Raw genomic sequence first — 16,477 nt, 5'->3', positions numbered from 1 at the left:
TTCGTTTTCCTTTTATATGATCACATTATTTTTCATACAGGAAGCAGGCAACCGTTCGTTTCCCTACGTTTACCATTCCCGGCTTTTCCCTGGCACAGCGCTCTGTGGCATTGGGACAGCGGGTACGGAATACGCAGCCGCTCGGGGTATCCAGCGGACTTGGCAGCTCGCCCTCCAGTACAATGCGCTTTTTTTCTCTGGCAACACGGGGATCGGGAATCGGTACCGCTGATAATAAAGCCTGTGTATACGGGTGAAGCGGGCGGTGATACACATCATCACTGTCTCCGATTTCCACCAGATTTCCCAGATACATGACACCGATTCGGTCGGATATATGCTTTACCATGCTTAAATCATGCGCAATAAACAGATAGGAAATGCCCATTTCCTTCTGGATATGCTCCAGCAGATTGATAACCTGTGCCTGTATGGAAACATCCAGTGCACTGATGGGCTCATCACAGACGATGAACTGCGGATTCAGGGCAAGTGTTCTGGCAATTCCAATACGCTGACGCTGTCCGCCGGAAAATTCATGCGGGTAACGGCGGATGTGATCCGGCTTCAGCCCGACGATATCCAGCAGCTCACGAACCCGCTGCTCCCGTTCTTCCTTCGTGTTGAAAATATGATGAATATCCATTGGCTCACGGATAATTTCTCCTACCGTCATACGGGGATTCAGACTTGCATAGGGATCCTGAAAAATCATCTGTACATTCCTGCGGAATTCCGCAAGATGGCTGCCTTTGATTTTCGTAACATCCTCTCCATGGTAATACACCGTTCCGCTTGTGGGCTCATAAAGCTTGACGATTGCACGACCGGTGGTACTTTTTCCACAGCCGCTTTCTCCAACAAGTCCAAAGGTTTCTCTCGGATAGATTTCAAAGCTGACACCGTCCACGGCCTTTACCACCTGCTTTTTTGTGAACAGACCGCCCTTGACCGGGAAATGCACCTTCAGGTTTTCCACCTTCAATACTGCATCACTCATTGGACTTCACCACCTTTGCATGCCTTGGGATGCTGCAGCCAGCAGGAACAGCGATGCGTAGCAGATATCTGTGTTTCCTGAGGCATATGCAGCTTACATATCTTCATTGCAGATGCACAGCGATCCGCAAACGGACAATTCTCCTGAATATTCAATAAATCGGGAGGACTTCCGGGAATCGGATGCAGCTCCTTTTTTTCCAACTCATTCGGATTGGAAATACAGGACAGCAGACCGATCGTATACGGATGCTGCGGATGTTCAAAGATTTCAAATACCGTCCCGGTTTCAACGATTTTTCCACCGTACATAATCGCGATACGATCACAGATACTTGCCACAACACCAAGATCATGCGTAATCATGATAATACCGGAATCAATTTCCTCCTTCAGATGGGAAATCAATTCCAGAACCTGTGCCTGTATGGTCACATCCAGCGCCGTTGTCGGCTCATCCGCGATAATGATTTTCGGATCACAGGCGAGTGCGATTGCAATGATGATACGCTGCCGCATGCCACCGGAAAACTGATGCGGATACTGTCGTATTCTGGCTTCCGGAGAAGGAATGCCAACCTTTCGCATCAATTCGATTGCGCGCTTTTTCGCTTCTTCCTTTGATATATCCATGTGATTCAGAATCGGCTCCATTAACTGCGTTTCAATACGCAGAACCGGATTCAGAAAGGTCATCGGGTCCTGAAAGATCATTGCCAGATCATTTCCACGGATGTGATCCATTACCTGTTCATATTCCTTACGGTCGGAAAAAGCCTTTGGCGATATTTCCTTGCCGTCAATGGTGATACTGCCATCCTTCACGATCCCGTTGCCTGACAGCAGCCCCATAACGGAAAACATCGTCTGACTCTTTCCGGAACCGGATTCCCCTACGATTCCCAAAACCTCTCCCTTATCCACAGACAAAGACACATCACGCACGGCGTGTACCATACCGTTTTCTGTTTCAAAATCGGTAGAGAGGTGTTGTATTTCCAGCATACTCATATGATTCCCTCCCTACTTCTTCTTTTTCTTCGGATCCAGGGCATCCCCCAGACCGTCACCGATAAAGTTTAATGCAAGCATCGTCAGACAGATTGCCAGAATCGGCCACAGTGTCTGCAGCGGATACGAGGTCAGGGTACTTCTTGCCTCATTTGCCAGCGTTCCCCAGCTTGCCTGCGGTGCGCTCAGACCGATGCCCAGAAAGCCCAGAAAGGCTTCATAGAATATCGCACTTGGAACCAGCATTGTGACAGATACGATGATCGGCCCCATACTGTTGATAATCAGATGCTTGAAAATAATACGTCCGGTTCCCGCTCCCAGCACCTTGGCTGCAAGGGAAAACTCCTGTTCCTTCAGCGTCATGACCTGTGCTCGTACCTGCCGGGCCATCCCCATCCAGGAGGAGATACAGATACCGATCAGAATGGAGCTCATCGACGGTCCCATGACCACAACGATCATAATGACATACAGCATATCCGGGATGGAATACATCATATCCACAAACCGCATCATTGCCATATCAATTTTACCGCCGAAGTAGCCGGCTATTCCTCCGTAGAGAACACCGACACCAAGAGAAATCAGCGCTGCCGCAAAGCCGACGCTTAAGGAAACACGTCCGCCCCACATGATACGAACCAGAATGTCACGACCGAATTTATCGGTACCCATCAAATGCTGAAGGGAAGGACCTATATTGCGCAGCTCCAGATTCTGTCCGTCATAGGTATAGGGGGATATCATTGGTATGATAATCGCACACAGCAGCATGAACATCAGAAAGCAGAAGCCTACAAATGCCAGCTTGTTCTGTCGGAACCGATGCCATGCATCCGCCAGATAGGTCCGGCTTTCATATGCTATTTTTTCCGCATTTTTTTCAGAATCATCCAGACGTTCAAACAGATCGTCGCTCAATTCTTCCTGCAATAATTTATCACTCATAGCCTTCACCTCCTAATCCAGCTTGATCCGCGGATCAATAATGGCGGACAGGATATCTGTAATCAGATTAAAGGTGATGACAAGAAAACCAAGGAATATCGTCAGCCCCATGATAATCGGATAATCTCGTGTTGTAATACAGGATACAAATGCACTGCCGATACCCGGTATCGAGAAAACACTCTCGATGACGAAGCTTCCCGTCAGCATGAAGGCGAACATCGGACCTGCATAGGTCACCACCGGCAGCATGGCATTCTTCAAAGCATGCTTGATGACAACCTTCTTATACGGCGTACCTTTGGAGCGAGCCAGAATGATATAGTCCTGATTCATAACCTCCAGCATACTGGAACGGGTCAGTCTGGCTATCATAGCGATTGGATAAAACGCAAGTGAAAGCGCCGGCATGATGTAATTCAGCGGGCTGTTCAAGCCGATAAACGGCAAAATATGCAGCTGTACCCCAAATACGATCAGCATGATCATCGCAATCAGAAACGACGGTACGCTGACACCGATCGTTGCCACAAACATACACAGGTTGTTCACCCACTTATGCCGTGATAACGCTGCCCCGGTTCCCAGTGCGATTCCTCCCACCAGTGCCAGGACAAAGGCAATCAGCCCCAGACGTGCGGTTACCGGAAAGCCGGTTTTAATATAATAGGAAACGCTGCGTCCGGTATTGATCATACTTTCTCCGAGATTCCCCTGTGCGACCCCCTTCAGGTAGATCACATACTGCTCCACCAGCGGCTTATCCAGATTATACTTTGCCTCTGCGGCAGCCAGTGCCTCCGGTGTCTTATACTTCGCCAGGGAAAATGGTGATCCCGGCGTTGCCTTCATCAGAAAAAATGTAACGCTGGCTAATACAAACAGTGTCACAAATCCGATCAGCACACGTTTGATGATATACTTTGGCATTCAAACAACCCCTTTTCTCATTCTATAATAGAAGGATACTCCCGATGACTATATCCCGCTGTGTTAATTCGGATTTTTGGTAATACTTAACACCTTGTATCCATTTGCTTCCAGATCACTTGCCAACGCGTCTGTCTGGAAGGTATCAATACGGATGATCATATCCGCAAAGCCGTTGTGCTGAGAGTATACCCCCAGATGGGTGATATTACAGTTATTGCGGACAAAGATTTCCGAGATTTTACCGATCGTTCCCAGCTCGTCCTTGACTTCAATGCAGACACGGCTTCCGCTTGTACGATAGCCCAGAATATCCAGGAATGCAGAAAGAACATCGTTGCTGGTCAGAATGCCGACAACCTCATTGGCATCATTGACAACCGGCAGACAGCCGATATCATGCTTATACATCAGCAGTGCCGCATCCTCCAGAAAACGGTCCTCGTGAATCGTGATAACATCGCGAATCATAATCGCGTCCACGCTTGTCTTTGAAAGCAGGTAATTCAGCTCATAAATACTCAGACTGGTTGCCTTGCTGGCACCCTTTTTGGAGATCATGCCCTCCGTAACCAGTCCGACCAGCTTTTTACCGCTGATGACCGGAATACGGTGCAGCTCCTTTTCACTCATGATATCGACAACATCGCTGATTTTACTGTTCACATCGATACAGATCGGATGCTTTGTCATTCTGTTTTTTACGTACATAGTATTATCCTCCCAGGTATGCTTTCTGAATTTCCGGACTGTTGACCAGTTCTGCACCGGTTCCCGTCATGACGATATTGCCGGTTTCCATAACATAGGCACGATCCGCAATGGACAATGCCATCTTTGCATTCTGTTCAACAAGCAGAACGGTTGTCCCTTTTTCATTGATATCCTTGATGATATTGAAGATTTCCTTTACCAGAATCGGCGCAAGCCCCATGCTCGGCTCATCCAGCAGCAGAATCTTCGGCCGGGCCATCAGTGCCCTTCCCATCGCCAGCATCTGCTGTTCTCCTCCGGATAAGGTGGAAGCATCCTGTGAGCTTCGCTTCTCCAGAATCGGAAACCGCTGGTAGATATCCTGCAGATCCGCTTTGATGCCGTCCTTGTCCTTACGCAGATAGGCACCCATCAGAAGATTTTCATATACACTCATACCGGAGAAGATATGCCGTCCCTCCGGTACCTGTGTGATACCTTCCTTTACGATATTTTTGGCACTGACCTTGTTCATGGATTTTCCAAGGAACACAACCTCTCCGCTCGTCTTCTTCAGCAGGCCGCTGATGGTTTGAAGCAGCGTTGTCTTACCGGCGCCGTTGGCACCGATCAGCGAAACGATTTCGCCTTCCTTAACCTCCATGGATACATCCTTCAATGCATGAATTACGCCATAGTGGACATTTAATTTTTCTACCTTCAGCATCTTAAATATCCTCCCCCAAGTACGCCTTGATGACGCGCTTGTCATTCTTAATCACTTCCGGAACGCCGTTGGCAATGCATTTTCCATAATCCAGCACATAAATTCGCTCACAAATCGTCATGACCAGCGACATATCATGCTCAATCAGGATCACGGTCAGATGGAAGTCATCCTTGATCTGGTGAATCAGTCTGGTCAGATCTGCTGTTTCCTGTGGATTCATACCGGCTGCCGGTTCATCCAGAAACAATACCTTCGGCTTTGTGGCAAGCGCTCTGGCGATTTCCAGACGGCGCTGTTCCCCATAGGGAAGGTTGCTGGCAAGCTCATTTCGCTTGTCGTACAGATGAACCACCTTTAACAGCTCCTCTGCCTGCTGCTCCACACGTTCCTCCTCACGATAATAGTTTGGTGTACGCAGGATTGCCTGCAGGGTTCCGTATTTAATATTCTTATGCATTGCGATTTTCACATTATCCAGCGCTGTCAGATTTTTAAACAGACGGATATTCTGGAAGGTTCTCGCCAGCCCCATACGCGTTACCGCATACGGCTTCATACCGCCGATTTCCTTCATCGCGCCATCGACATTCAGCTCGATTTTCCCCTCACTCGGTTCATAAACACCGGTAAGCAGGTTGAACAGCGTCGTCTTTCCGGCACCGTTTGGACCAATCAGTCCAATCAGCTCCTGTTCATTGATTTCCATATTTACATTGGACACCGCACAAAGACCACCAAAGTTCTTTGTCAGTCCGCTGACCTTCAACAATGCCATATTAACGCACCTCCTTCTTTTTCGAGAACCGCCTCAGCAGACCCGAGAAGGTGAATTCCTTGGTTCCAAACAGGCCCTCCGGACGAAAGACCATGATCAGTACCAGTGCTGCCCCGTAAATAATCATACGGACATCTGCGAAATTCTGAAGATACATATTGATAAAGCCGATAACAACCGCCGCAACAATGGATCCGGTAAAGCTTCCCATACCGCCGAACACCACCAGAATCAGGATGTCCACGGATTTATTGAAGGTGAACAGGTCCGGCTTTACAACATAGAAGTTGCAGGCATACAAGGCACCTGCCAGAGATGCCAGAACAGCACCGATCACAAAGGCGATTGTCTTATATTTTGTCGTATTGATTCCCATTGCCTCGGATGCTATTTCATCCTCACGGATGGAAATACAGGCACGCCCGGGTGCACTGCGTGAAAAGTTCAGTACAATTAACAGGGATACGATCAGGCAGAACAGCAGCAGCGGCCAGGTCGTCAGCTTCGGAATACCGAACAGTCCGGCAGCTCCGTTGGTAATCGTCATATTCAATACGATGATACGAACGATTTCAGAAAAACCAAGCGTCGCAATCGCCAGATAGTCCCCCTTCAAGCGCAGCGTTGGTATCGCAACAACCAGAGCGACAAGCGCGGAGATCACACCGCCGATTACAACGGCAAGCGCAAAGCCGCCCAGATTCGGTGTTGCCTTGGTAATGATGGCAGCCGCATAGGCACCGATACACATAAAGCCGGCATGTCCCAGAGAGAACTGACCGGTCACACCGATGATCAGATTCAGGGAGATTGCCAGAATCATATTGATTCCAATGGTATATAAGGTACTCTGATAATAGAAGTTGATTACACCGCCCTGCATGAGCAGCGTGATGATCGTTAACAATGCCGTTGTGAATAAAATCCAGCAAAGGTTCAGCTTACTAAAGATATGTTTCATACGCCTACACCTTCTCTTTCACATTTTTGCCCAGCAGTCCTGCCGGCTTGATGATGAGGATCAGAATCAAAATGGCATATACAACGGCATCCTTATATAAGGAGCTTCCGTATGCTGTGACGAGCGCCTCTACAATGCCGATGAAGAAGCCGCCGAACATCGCACCCGGAATGATACCGATTCCGCCGAATACCGCAGCGACAAACGCCTTGATACCGGGAACCATTCCCATCAGCGGGTTGATCGTATTGTAATACATACCAACCAGAACACCGCCGGCTCCGGCCAGTGCGGAACCGATGGCAAAGGTATAGGAAATCGTTGCGTCCACATTGATCCCCATCAGCTTTGCCGCATCCGCATCCACGGAAACAGCACGCATGGAGCGTCCGATTTTCGTCTTGCGTACGATAAACTGCAGTGCAAGCATCAGAATGATGGTGATCGCCAGAATGTAAATCTGCTGCATCTGAATCTGGATGCCGAACACATGGAAGGTTTGATTGCTCAATACAGACGGATAGGTTTTAACCCCCGGCCCCATGATCTTCTGTGTGGAATATTCCAGAAAATAGCTGACACCGATTGCCGTAATCAATGCCGCAATTCGTGTAGCATTACGCAGTGGTTTATACGCAATGCGTTCGATAATAACACCCAGCACACCGCAAACCACCATGGCCAGCAGCAGTGCCGGAAAAAAGCCCAAATGTAACTGTGCTATGGAGATGAATCCCACATAGGCACCAAGCATGTAAATATCACCATGCGCAAAGTTGATCAGCTTGATAATACCATACACCATCGTATATCCCAATGCAATCAGAGCATAGATACTGCCAATGGAAAGACCGTTTACCAGCTGTTGAAAAAATTCTGTCATAACTTCACCCCTCTATACTGGAAAATAGGAGAAAGAATATCTTTCCCCTATTCTATACTTCATCGTATTCTACTATTTGTTTGGATCAACTTCAACTGCATTTTTCTGTTCGCCGTCTACCAGCTCAACAACAAGTGCAGCCTTCTTCGGTGTATGTGTTTCATCAAATGTGAAATCTCCGGTTACTCCCTTGAAATCAAGCTCAGTCATAGCCTTCTGTGCTGCTTCCGTATCTGCACTTCCTGCTTTTTCAAAGGATTGAATCAAGACGTTCGTCGCATCATATGCCAGAGCGGAGAACATGCTTGGATCTTCATTATATTCTTTCTTGTAGTCCGCAATAAACTGTGTCAGTGCATCACTTGCATCCACGGTTGTATAGGCTGTTGTAAAGAATACATCGTTCAGGTTCTTGTTTCCTGCCAGCTTCACAAGGTCGGTAGAATCGAATCCGTCACCGCCGACGATTGGTACATCAATTCCCATTTCACGAGCCTGCTTGATAATCAGACCTACCTCATTATAATAGCCTGGGATATAGATCACATCAAAGTCCATTCCCTTGATTTTTGTCAGCTGTACGTTGAAATCGGTATCCTTTGCCTGATAGTTCAGCTCGGTTACGATGTTTCCGCCTTTTTCCTTGAATTTATCTTGGAATGCTTTTGATAAACCTTTTGCATAATCAGAGCTGGAGTCGGAAATGACAGCAGCCTTGGTTTTCTTTAAGGTATCCTTAGCATAAACTGCCATGGCAGCTCCCTGATAAGGGTCTTCGAAGCAGACACGGAATACATACGGATACACGCTTTCCTTCGTCTTACCGTCCTGCAGCGTCACATTGGTTGCAGTTGCGGATGGTGAAACAACCAGCACCTTATTATCGGTAGCAATCTGGTAGGTTGCCGCAGAAGCGCCGGAGGTTGCCGGTCCTACAATCCCCTTTACACCATCGGATGTAATCAGCTTGGTAGCTACGTTTGTGGATTCATCCGCCTGTGATTTATTATCCCCTTTTATTGCCTTATAGCTGAACTTGTTGTCCTTGTTTGCATTTGCCTGTTTGATGGCCAGCATGGAGCCGTTGTATTCCGGCGTACCATAGTTTGCTGTCTCCCCGGACAGCTCATAGTTTAAACCGATTTTGATTTCGTTTGTATCTCCATCACCGGAGCCTGCATCACCGCTGTTTCCACAGGCTGTCATCGTTGTCAAAGCCATACAGCTGACTGCTGCCATGGCCATAAATTTCTTAAAATTTCCCATGTTCCTCTCTCCTCTTTTCATTTTCCTTATATCAATTACCGTTAAAATTGATAGTTCTATTATATTCGCTCACGGATTCTTTTTCAAGTGTTTTCTGCAAATTTTTCACACATTTTCATGACATTATGTAATTTATTACAGTACTCCATCTGTTTTTCTTGCAATGCAGTTTGTAATAGTCAGGTTTTTTCTTATTCAATGGGTAAAAGCCATACCGGCAGCATTCCGATATGGCTTTTGATTAAAAAAAAGCCCTGCTTTAATAAACAGAGCTTCGTTCTCCATCCCAAGGTTCGATTTTCAGCTTTGTAAAGGTGACCTGCTTACCAGCGCCATAGGAGGATACACCTGTGATGATCTGATTAGCGCCCACCTGATCCGCAAACTGGGTATTCATTGCTCTGCCTGCCGGAATCAAAGCATCCTTATTTAGCAGAGTATCGTTGATCACAATGTAAATGGAGCAGTTTTCATTATCTCTGTTATATTTCACAAACACCCGAAGCGTAACCGGACGGCCATTCAAAGCAGGCAGTTCGGCTTTTGGAATCCGATGATATACCTGATGATTGGAATACTCCACATACTGATCATGTTGATTGAGATTTTTCTGAAATCCCTGATTGATAATCACAAGATCCCCATTGTCCTCAAACTTCAAAATATTCCCCATTGCAGTATAGTTCGTTCTGCCTTCCTCTCCTTCACTGGTCACATTCGCAGAGCCGCCAAATTGAAAGGCGATGGATTGCAGGGTATCCGGCATAATTGATGTCAGTTCCACTGAGGCCATGTAATCCCCCTTTGCGGGTAGCTTGGTATGCTGTATAAAAGCTCCCGATTCATTTTGCAGGATAATGCTTTTCTGTTCCTTGTCATAGACAGCAGTGCTGTCTGCCACGGTATCCACCATTTCATAGTGAAAGAAATCATCGATCGTAATTTCTCGGTGAAAGGTAAGCTCACCGCTGTAGGATTGAGAATGCGTATAGACTGCGGCGCTATCCGAAACGGAAGATAGCACAATCGCGCACAGCAGAACAACAGCAAGCATTGCATAATTTCTCATTCCTGCATTCCTCCTTACTCTGTAATAAACCCTTTCTTTTTCAGATAGGCGAGAATCGGTTTGTAGTAATACAGCATAAACGCCGGAATCAACAATAGAATCAGCCTTCCTAAAACAGTATTGGCAAACAGGATGATCGCCCCCAGCCATCGGCTTCTTCCGCTGTAGCGTCCATAGACCGCATCGCGTGCTATGACTTTTTCATAGGCTCCTTTTTTCACATCGTCCGTATACTTCAAAATATCAACGGAAAGCTTTTCTCCCTTTACCGCCTTGATGCTTGCGACCTGCGGACCGTCATCCTCATGGTACAGAACACTATGCCCGGCATGCAGTGGCTCCTGTTTGTCGATTGCATCAAAGAACGCCAAATCATTATACATAATCTGCGGCTCCATGGATTCCGTATGGAAGACAAACGGTATCACACCGAAGAAGTTGGTTTCCCGCTCCGGTGAGGATAAGGATACAAACAGCACGAACACATTGATCAGAACACCGGCCGTGATTAGTAAAACCATGGCCAGATTCACCAGTGTATCCATTCCCTTTCTGCGCTGTCTGCGTACATACTGCTCCTCGACCTCACGATATCCGTCCTCCTGAAGAACAACGATATTCACATCCTCACCCATATCCATATCCCGTTCATAAAATGGAAAATTAGTATACTGGGCAATTCGCTTCGCCCGAAAGACAACCACTAGAACACAGAGGATAATCATAATGATAAAGTACAACAGGTAGGAGCATTGCGACAGATCAAATAAATTCCCGGGTGTACTCATCCATATACGATCACTGATCAGATGATAATAACCGCATTGCAGTCGCAGCATCCAGATGCATACCGCACCGATGATAATCACATACCGTGCATTCCTCTGACGGCTGATGAACAAAGAGGCGCTCATGGTGATCAGGGACAAAAAGATCAGATCAATCAGTCCGCATATATATAAGGGAAGCATATATGATACGACAAACGGATATTTCAGAAACATGGTCAGAAACAGCGTTGCCAAAAAACCGATGGTATAGTAGGCAATCACCTCGGACAACCGCATCAGCAGCTTGACGAGAATCATGCGATGAGGCGCATAACCGTTTTTTGCCAGAGTATACCATTTATTTTGTGAGATTTCCGCATAGGTCAGAAAATCATAATAGCGAATCATGTAGGCCGTGTATAAGATAAAGGCCATGACAATATACAGGGAGAGTGTGGAAAAGTAGCTTGGCATCATCAGCTGCGGCAGAGCGGTGGATAATACGCTGCGCGTCAGGGTCTGCAGCATGAAATGCAGGGAAAAGGTTAAAAGAGCTACGATGATTCCGTAAAAGAAAATCTTGTTGCGGCTCTCTTTTCTTTCAACAAACGCCTGCTTCTGTTCCTTTGTAATTATATTATGGTTGTAAGTCATGATGGTTTCTTATTTCCTTCCAGGCATTTTCCACACACAGTGGATGGCGGCGGATACTATCCGGATGCAGCTGATGCTCGGTAAGCAGTTTCCAGATGCTGTGATAGGTATCCGTTTTCTGTTCCTGATCCCAAACATATAACGTTTGATCCCGTTCCAGAACCGTATAGTCGCTGTGCGCCGTTTCTATCGCATGTCGTATAGCTGTAATATGTGCATCCTGTATAATCGTACTCAGGTGATCCCAGGTCTGCACAAAGGCTTCTACCGTTCCCGTATAGAGCAGCCTGCCATCATATAAAGGAGCGATATGCGTTGCACAGCGTTCGATCAGCTGATAGTCAAATGTGGAAAACAGCAGTGTTCGCTTCTGTTTCCGGATTTCTTCACAGATTGCGGCTATTGCCTGAAGACTGCGTTCATCGTATTCCAACCGTGCCAGATTCCAGATAATCAGTTTACTTTCCGTGAACAGCGATACAAGAAGCGTGACCACAGATCGCTCAGACGGTGTGAGATTTCCTATTACGGATAACGCGACATAGCCCATGTTCAGTTCCATGATTTTCTCCAGTATACGTTTCTGCCTGACTGCCGCATCCCCCTGCTCACGCGCTGTGATATACATCAGATACTCCAGTACATTCATATTGGTAAACAGCATATTTGTACTTCCTATATAATATACATGTGGAAGGATGGTTCTTTTTTTGCGCATCATGCCCTTTTGCGCAAGTACACAGCGTCCGTCCTTGTAGGGTCTTGCATTTGCTATAATTTCCAGCAGCAGTCGCACTTCAAACGCACTGGTGCCAAGGATGGCCCACACCTCGCCCTCCAGCGCCTCAAAGTTGATATCCGAAAACACCTGTTTTGGATCCTGCTGCGGACTCTGATAATATTCCATGGAGCCGACATGCTCCATCAGTACGCACTGAGCGCGTTTCTTCGCTTGTTCCATAGCGATCACCTAATCACTTTCCGATGTGAACCGGAAGGGTAGCTTCATCACATAAACGGCCTGTATGCGATCCGGTGTGAGGATATTGGGGTCTACAGAATTAGCGGGATTATCGCCCTTGGTACGATATCCAATCGCTCCCTTTTCCTGTATCACCTCAACAATACGGTGTGTTATAGTTACTCCGTTATCCTGAAAGGTGACAATATCTCCGACCGCAAGCTTTGCCGCGTCCTTTGGAATGCGGGAGAGGATGAGTGATTTTACAGGGATAGTCGGTACCATACTGCCGGTTTTCACTTCATATATCTGATAACCGCATACGGTCGGTACCTCTCCCCTGCTTCTTGCATCCTCCACCTGCAGCCATGTGATAAACAGAAAGGCAATGATAAGCACGCCTGCCAGATTACCAATCAGCTTGAACAGCTTTCTTCTGGCAATGCGCGTATGTGCCTTGCTGTCGAGATCATGTGCATGCTCCAGTTCGTCCAGCATTGCCTGCAGCTGTGCTTCGCTGGTATACACATCCTGCTTCATATTTCTGAATGTTCCTTACTTATTTATTTGCGGGCTTATATTCCGGCTGGTTCATACTCTGCAAGATTGCTGCATCCGTGGTCTGCGTACCGGTCACTGTTACAGAAATACCGGATAGCGTGTCTCCCGGATTCGCCTGTCCGTCATCTTTAATAGCGCCATCACTACCGATTGCCGTATCCAGCGCATCATTGCTTCCAGCCGTATCCTTCCAATAGAAGCCAAGCTTATAGGTGCTGTCTTTTTCAACATTCGGAGCAAATTCACCGAGCTTCTCTAATTCAATCGTTGTGCTGCCATCTGCTCTTGTTCCACTTGCCAGTGCGACATCCTTATCACCATCCACGCGATATAACGTGCATACAAGATCGGGCAGTGCCGCTGCATTTTTCAAATCCACCTTCAGCTTCAAATCCATCGGAACCTCGGTAACGATATGATCCTTATGATTCGTCACCTGGAAATCCCAGAATTCTTCGTTTCCCGGAGCCAGCTTTATATTTATATCATTTTTTGCTGTAGAGTTTATATAAAACTTTTTCGCGCTTACCGTATCATTTGTTGTTCCGGCAAGTGTATCTGCATGTGTGTAAACGGCCATGGTTCCCGCAACCATGGATGTAGCGATTGTAAGTGCTAAAGCACCCATAAATAACGTTTTTTTCATTTGTCTCTTTCCTCTCTCTTCCTAATCTGCAGCAGTGCTGTGATGGTCATTGCCACATTCATCACAAATGGTATATACCACTTGGTCTATACCATATAATACTAGGACACAAAAATAAATGCAAGCGTTTTCTTAACATTTTATAGAAATTTTCTGAAATAAAATGAAGGTTTTATTTTAATGCAGAAATAGCAAACAAGGATATTGTATTTAATTTATACATCTTGAACAAATGATAGGCGATGTATTCTGCAGAAGCTGTACTGTCATTAAATAACAAGGAGCATAAATGGATAATACTTGAGGTTGATAATACCTCATGCTATTGGTTATGTACCTTTACTTTTTCATACTCTGGTTTTTCGATTTTTCTGTATTTTCGCCAAGTTATATGCTACACTGTAGATACAAAAAAAAGGAGAGGTCGGTCTATGAGAAACTATATAAATACTACAATCCATTCACATCTAATTCATCCGCAAAAGCCCCGGCCTTTCAGTAGCTCAACCGCCTGCTAGAAGCGTTTTTTCTTATACGTTCATACATTCTTTACAATTATTAAGTAGCTTACAGCAGCTAAATACCGCTTGTCGGCGGTAAGGACTGCCTTGTTTTTGTTGCATCCGTTCCTGCGTATGATACGAAACAGCAGATACTTCTATTTGCTAATGAAAACAATAGCAGAACAAGAGCACCACCGGATCATATCCTTAAAGTACAGATAGCAATAGGAGAAAGAAAGGATATGATTATGACAACAAAAATGAAAACAGAAGCAGCAGCTATGATTAGCTGCTATGATAATAAAAAGAAATATGACATGTACTGTAAAAAGCTATTATCAAACAAGCAGATTCTCGCCTATGTGATGAAGGGCTGTATTCCGGAATACGCAGATATTCCACTGGAGGACATACCGTCCTATATTGAAATGTCTTCCATAAACACAGCAGAATGTGAATGTATCGATGATTATCAGGTTGAGGTCACGGATGAAGCCATACCGGGTGCACAGATCAAATACGACATTCAGTTCGAGGCGACAATACCCATGAAGCAGAAGGTAACAGATAAGAGCACACCTGCGGAAAAGAGACTTCGCATGATCATCAATCTGGAAAGCCAGGCAGAGGATGATCCCGGTTATCCTCTGATCAAGCGTGCTTTGTATTATTGCAGCAGATTGATGGCAAGACAGAAGCATCCCAAGGATGGATTTCAGCATTCGGATTATGGCAGGATCAGAAAGGTCTGTTCCATCTGGATCTGTATCGGTCATAACAATCAAAAGAATGATGTCATCAACACCTATAAGATACAGGAAACATGTGAAACAAAGATATGGCATGCCGCAAAGGAGGACTATGATTTGCTCACAGCAGTCATGGTGTATCCGAAGAAGGAAGGCGTACGAAAAGCGCAGGATATTCCGAATGCGGTAGAGCAGGAGGATGAGAACAAGCAGAGGCTTTTAGAGCTGTTAAAGATTTTGTTTATAAAAAATCTCGCAGTAGAGGATAAAAAGGAACAATTACAGAAGACGTATGGTATACTAATGGAGAAGGAGATAGATCAGGAGGTCATGACGATGTGCAACTTTAGCGATTTCATTGAACAAAGAGGGATTGAAAAGGGATTGGAGCAAGGAATGGAAAAAGGACTGAAAAAAGGCTTATTACAGGGAAAAGCGGAAGGCAAAAAAGAAGGAAAAGCGGAAGGCAAAGTGGAAGCAACACTACTCCATGTAAAAAAACTGATGCAGAGAATCAACGTCAGTGCAGTGGATGCAATGAATATGCTGGATGTTGAAGAAGACATACGACCTACCATTCTGCAGTCTCTACAACTATCCTAAAAAGCAACGTTAACCTTAATCAAAAGAGTTGTAATGATACAGCTCTTTTTGTGCATTGCTATGTATCATTTTTTCCCAATATTAAATGCGTAATCAGAGAAATACTTGATTGGATTTTCTGATTCCAGGGGATGCTTGGTGAATGCGTACATGGAACCGGAAAAGTTACACCCGTTTCTGATAATAAGCCGTGAAATCTATGCTAAGGTTTTTACTTGGAAAGGAGAATTGATAAAACAGTTTAAAAGAAAGAAAACATGAAGTTTCTAAATTCACAGGATAATTACTTCCTCATTTTTCCTTATTTATACTTGCACCCAAAGTGAGTAAGAATCCCTGTTATATTCGACACCTTCTTTTTTAAAATCCTTCCTTGAGAAGCTAAATTTATAAAAAATTTAAGTTGCATTCTCATAAAAGTATAGTATACTAGTAACAGTTATTATGTTTCAGGGAGGGACATGAGGAATATAGTAATGAGCGCCAGGACCTACGTGGTTGACGAGGATAACAGTTATCGAAAGATTCGGCGGGTACTGTTACGGTTATGTGTGGATCGAAAGATTTCAGACAAAAGCAAGATCATACTGCTACAAAACTGATTTCATCACACATTTATATATCATACAACAGACTTTTCATTTTTTTATCATGCTTTTTACGAATTTGCGTATACGTATTGCAGTACATGCGTATACAAACACATTTTTTTAGTATGCAGTTTCATCATAAAATTAACAATAACGAAAATGGAGGACAATT

Annotated in this window: 16 protein-coding genes; 1 reads left to right on the top strand and 15 read right to left on the bottom strand. The window is 45.5% G+C overall.

The genetic code is table 11. The features are described 5' to 3' along the window. Nucleotides 1-25: 25 nt before the first annotated feature. The 15 genes from ACG3M1_RS03675 to ACG3M1_RS03605 all read right to left on the bottom strand — a co-directional run bounded on the left by ACG3M1_RS03675 (nt 26) and on the right by ACG3M1_RS03605 (nt 13,860). A complete protein-coding gene (locus ACG3M1_RS03675; protein WP_009269790.1) occupies nt 26-1,000 on the bottom strand; it encodes an ABC transporter ATP-binding protein in 975 nt (324 codons plus the stop codon). Then, a complete protein-coding gene (locus ACG3M1_RS03670; protein WP_008818538.1) occupies nt 997-2,010 on the bottom strand; it encodes an ABC transporter ATP-binding protein in 1,014 nt (337 codons plus the stop codon). Before ACG3M1_RS03670 ends, ACG3M1_RS03675 begins: the two co-directional genes overlap by 4 nt. Nucleotides 2,011-2,022: 12 nt before the next feature. Next, nucleotides 2,023-2,961, bottom strand: a complete 939-nt coding sequence (locus ACG3M1_RS03665; protein WP_008818537.1) for an ABC transporter permease — start codon at nt 2,959-2,961, stop codon at nt 2,023-2,025. A 12-nt stretch (nt 2,962-2,973) separates the two neighbouring features. Continuing rightward, entirely contained in the window at nt 2,974-3,891 is a 918-nt protein-coding gene (locus ACG3M1_RS03660) for an ABC transporter permease (RefSeq protein WP_008818536.1), read from the bottom strand. A gap of 63 nt (nt 3,892-3,954) precedes the next feature. Next, the gene (locus tag ACG3M1_RS03655; RefSeq protein WP_002607326.1) at nt 3,955-4,602 is read right to left on the bottom strand and encodes a CBS and ACT domain-containing protein; all 648 of its coding nucleotides are present in this window, start codon (nt 4,600-4,602) and stop codon (nt 3,955-3,957) included. 4 nt (nt 4,603-4,606) lie between these two features. After that, the gene (locus ACG3M1_RS03650) at nt 4,607-5,311 is read right to left on the bottom strand and encodes an ABC transporter ATP-binding protein (RefSeq protein WP_002607325.1); all 705 of its coding nucleotides are present in this window, start codon (nt 5,309-5,311) and stop codon (nt 4,607-4,609) included. Nucleotide 5,312: 1 nt separating this feature from the next. Beyond that, nucleotides 5,313-6,089 carry an ABC transporter ATP-binding protein gene (locus ACG3M1_RS03645; RefSeq protein ID WP_008818535.1) on the bottom strand — a complete coding sequence of 259 codons (777 nt, stop codon included), beginning with the start codon at nt 6,087-6,089 and terminating at the stop codon, nt 5,313-5,315. A 1-nt stretch (nt 6,090) separates the two neighbouring features. Beyond that, nucleotides 6,091-7,050: a branched-chain amino acid ABC transporter permease gene (locus ACG3M1_RS03640; protein WP_008818534.1), complete on the bottom strand. Its 960-nt coding sequence runs from the start codon at nt 7,048-7,050 to the stop codon at nt 6,091-6,093. A 4-nt stretch (nt 7,051-7,054) separates the two neighbouring features. Beyond that, complete coding sequence (locus ACG3M1_RS03635) at nt 7,055-7,933, bottom strand: branched-chain amino acid ABC transporter permease (protein WP_002607322.1); 879 nt, start codon at nt 7,931-7,933, stop codon at nt 7,055-7,057. Nucleotides 7,934-8,005: 72 nt separating this feature from the next. Then, nucleotides 8,006-9,199 carry an ABC transporter substrate-binding protein gene (locus ACG3M1_RS03630; RefSeq protein ID WP_002607321.1) on the bottom strand — a complete coding sequence of 398 codons (1,194 nt, stop codon included), beginning with the start codon at nt 9,197-9,199 and terminating at the stop codon, nt 8,006-8,008. Nucleotides 9,200-9,458: 259 nt separating this feature from the next. After that, nucleotides 9,459-10,268: a hypothetical protein gene (locus ACG3M1_RS03625; protein ID WP_008818533.1), complete on the bottom strand. Its 810-nt coding sequence runs from the start codon at nt 10,266-10,268 to the stop codon at nt 9,459-9,461. Nucleotides 10,269-10,282: 14 nt separating this feature from the next. Further along, nucleotides 10,283-11,692 carry a hypothetical protein gene (locus ACG3M1_RS03620; RefSeq protein ID WP_395814946.1) on the bottom strand — a complete coding sequence of 470 codons (1,410 nt, stop codon included), beginning with the start codon at nt 11,690-11,692 and terminating at the stop codon, nt 10,283-10,285. Beyond that, nucleotides 11,676-12,653 (bottom strand): hypothetical protein, encoded by a 978-nt coding sequence (locus ACG3M1_RS03615; protein WP_008818531.1) that lies wholly within the window; start codon nt 12,651-12,653, stop codon nt 11,676-11,678. The genes ACG3M1_RS03620 and ACG3M1_RS03615 overlap by 17 nt, the downstream gene beginning before the upstream one ends. A gap of 9 nt (nt 12,654-12,662) precedes the next feature. Then, on the bottom strand, nt 12,663-13,193 hold the full coding sequence (locus tag ACG3M1_RS03610; protein ID WP_008818530.1) for a signal peptidase I: 531 nt from the start codon (nt 13,191-13,193) through the stop codon (nt 12,663-12,665). Between the two features lie 19 nt (nt 13,194-13,212). Continuing rightward, nucleotides 13,213-13,860, bottom strand: a complete 648-nt coding sequence (locus tag ACG3M1_RS03605) for a hypothetical protein (RefSeq protein ID WP_395814943.1) — start codon at nt 13,858-13,860, stop codon at nt 13,213-13,215. Between the two features lie 745 nt (nt 13,861-14,605). On the opposite strand from ACG3M1_RS03605, the gene ACG3M1_RS03600 reads away from it, so the two are divergent. Continuing rightward, nucleotides 14,606-15,715, top strand: coding sequence for a hypothetical protein (locus ACG3M1_RS03600; RefSeq protein ID WP_055200973.1), 1,110 nt, complete (start codon nt 14,606-14,608; stop codon nt 15,713-15,715). Nucleotides 15,716-16,477: the final 762 nt, after the last annotated feature.

The sequence above is a fragment of the Clostridium sp. 10cd* genome, from assembly GCF_044336395.1.
Taxonomy (GTDB): domain Bacteria; phylum Bacillota_I; class Bacilli_A; order Erysipelotrichales; family Erysipelotrichaceae; genus Clostridium_AQ; species Clostridium_AQ innocuum.
This window is presented reverse-complemented; position numbering and strand designations above follow the sequence as displayed.

Excerpts from the sequence above, each read along its gene's own strand:
- ACG3M1_RS03675 (WP_009269790.1), bottom strand. The coding sequence starts at position 1,000 with ATGAGTGATGCAGTATTGAAGGTGGAAAACCTGAAGGTGCATTTCCCG.
- ACG3M1_RS03670 (WP_008818538.1), bottom strand. The coding sequence starts at position 2,010 with ATGAGTATGCTGGAAATACAACACCTCTCTACCGATTTTGAAACAGAA.
- ACG3M1_RS03665 (WP_008818537.1), bottom strand. The coding sequence starts at position 2,961 with ATGAGTGATAAATTATTGCAGGAAGAATTGAGCGACGATCTGTTTGAA.
- ACG3M1_RS03660 (WP_008818536.1), bottom strand. The coding sequence starts at position 3,891 with ATGCCAAAGTATATCATCAAACGTGTGCTGATCGGATTTGTGACACTG.
- ACG3M1_RS03655 (WP_002607326.1), bottom strand. The coding sequence starts at position 4,602 with ATGTACGTAAAAAACAGAATGACAAAGCATCCGATCTGTATCGATGTG.
- ACG3M1_RS03650 (WP_002607325.1), bottom strand. The coding sequence starts at position 5,311 with ATGCTGAAGGTAGAAAAATTAAATGTCCACTATGGCGTAATTCATGCA.
- ACG3M1_RS03645 (WP_008818535.1), bottom strand. The coding sequence starts at position 6,089 with ATGGCATTGTTGAAGGTCAGCGGACTGACAAAGAACTTTGGTGGTCTT.
- ACG3M1_RS03640 (WP_008818534.1), bottom strand. The coding sequence starts at position 7,050 with ATGAAACATATCTTTAGTAAGCTGAACCTTTGCTGGATTTTATTCACA.
- ACG3M1_RS03635 (WP_002607322.1), bottom strand. The coding sequence starts at position 7,933 with ATGACAGAATTTTTTCAACAGCTGGTAAACGGTCTTTCCATTGGCAGT.
- ACG3M1_RS03630 (WP_002607321.1), bottom strand. The coding sequence starts at position 9,199 with ATGGGAAATTTTAAGAAATTTATGGCCATGGCAGCAGTCAGCTGTATG.
- ACG3M1_RS03625 (WP_008818533.1), bottom strand. The coding sequence starts at position 10,268 with ATGAGAAATTATGCAATGCTTGCTGTTGTTCTGCTGTGCGCGATTGTG.
- ACG3M1_RS03620 (WP_395814946.1), bottom strand. The coding sequence starts at position 11,692 with ATGACTTACAACCATAATATAATTACAAAGGAACAGAAGCAGGCGTTT.
- ACG3M1_RS03615 (WP_008818531.1), bottom strand. The coding sequence starts at position 12,653 with ATGGAACAAGCGAAGAAACGCGCTCAGTGCGTACTGATGGAGCATGTC.
- ACG3M1_RS03610 (WP_008818530.1), bottom strand. The coding sequence starts at position 13,193 with ATGAAGCAGGATGTGTATACCAGCGAAGCACAGCTGCAGGCAATGCTG.
- ACG3M1_RS03605 (WP_395814943.1), bottom strand. The coding sequence starts at position 13,860 with ATGAAAAAAACGTTATTTATGGGTGCTTTAGCACTTACAATCGCTACA.
- ACG3M1_RS03600 (WP_055200973.1), top strand. The coding sequence starts at position 14,606 with ATGATTATGACAACAAAAATGAAAACAGAAGCAGCAGCTATGATTAGC.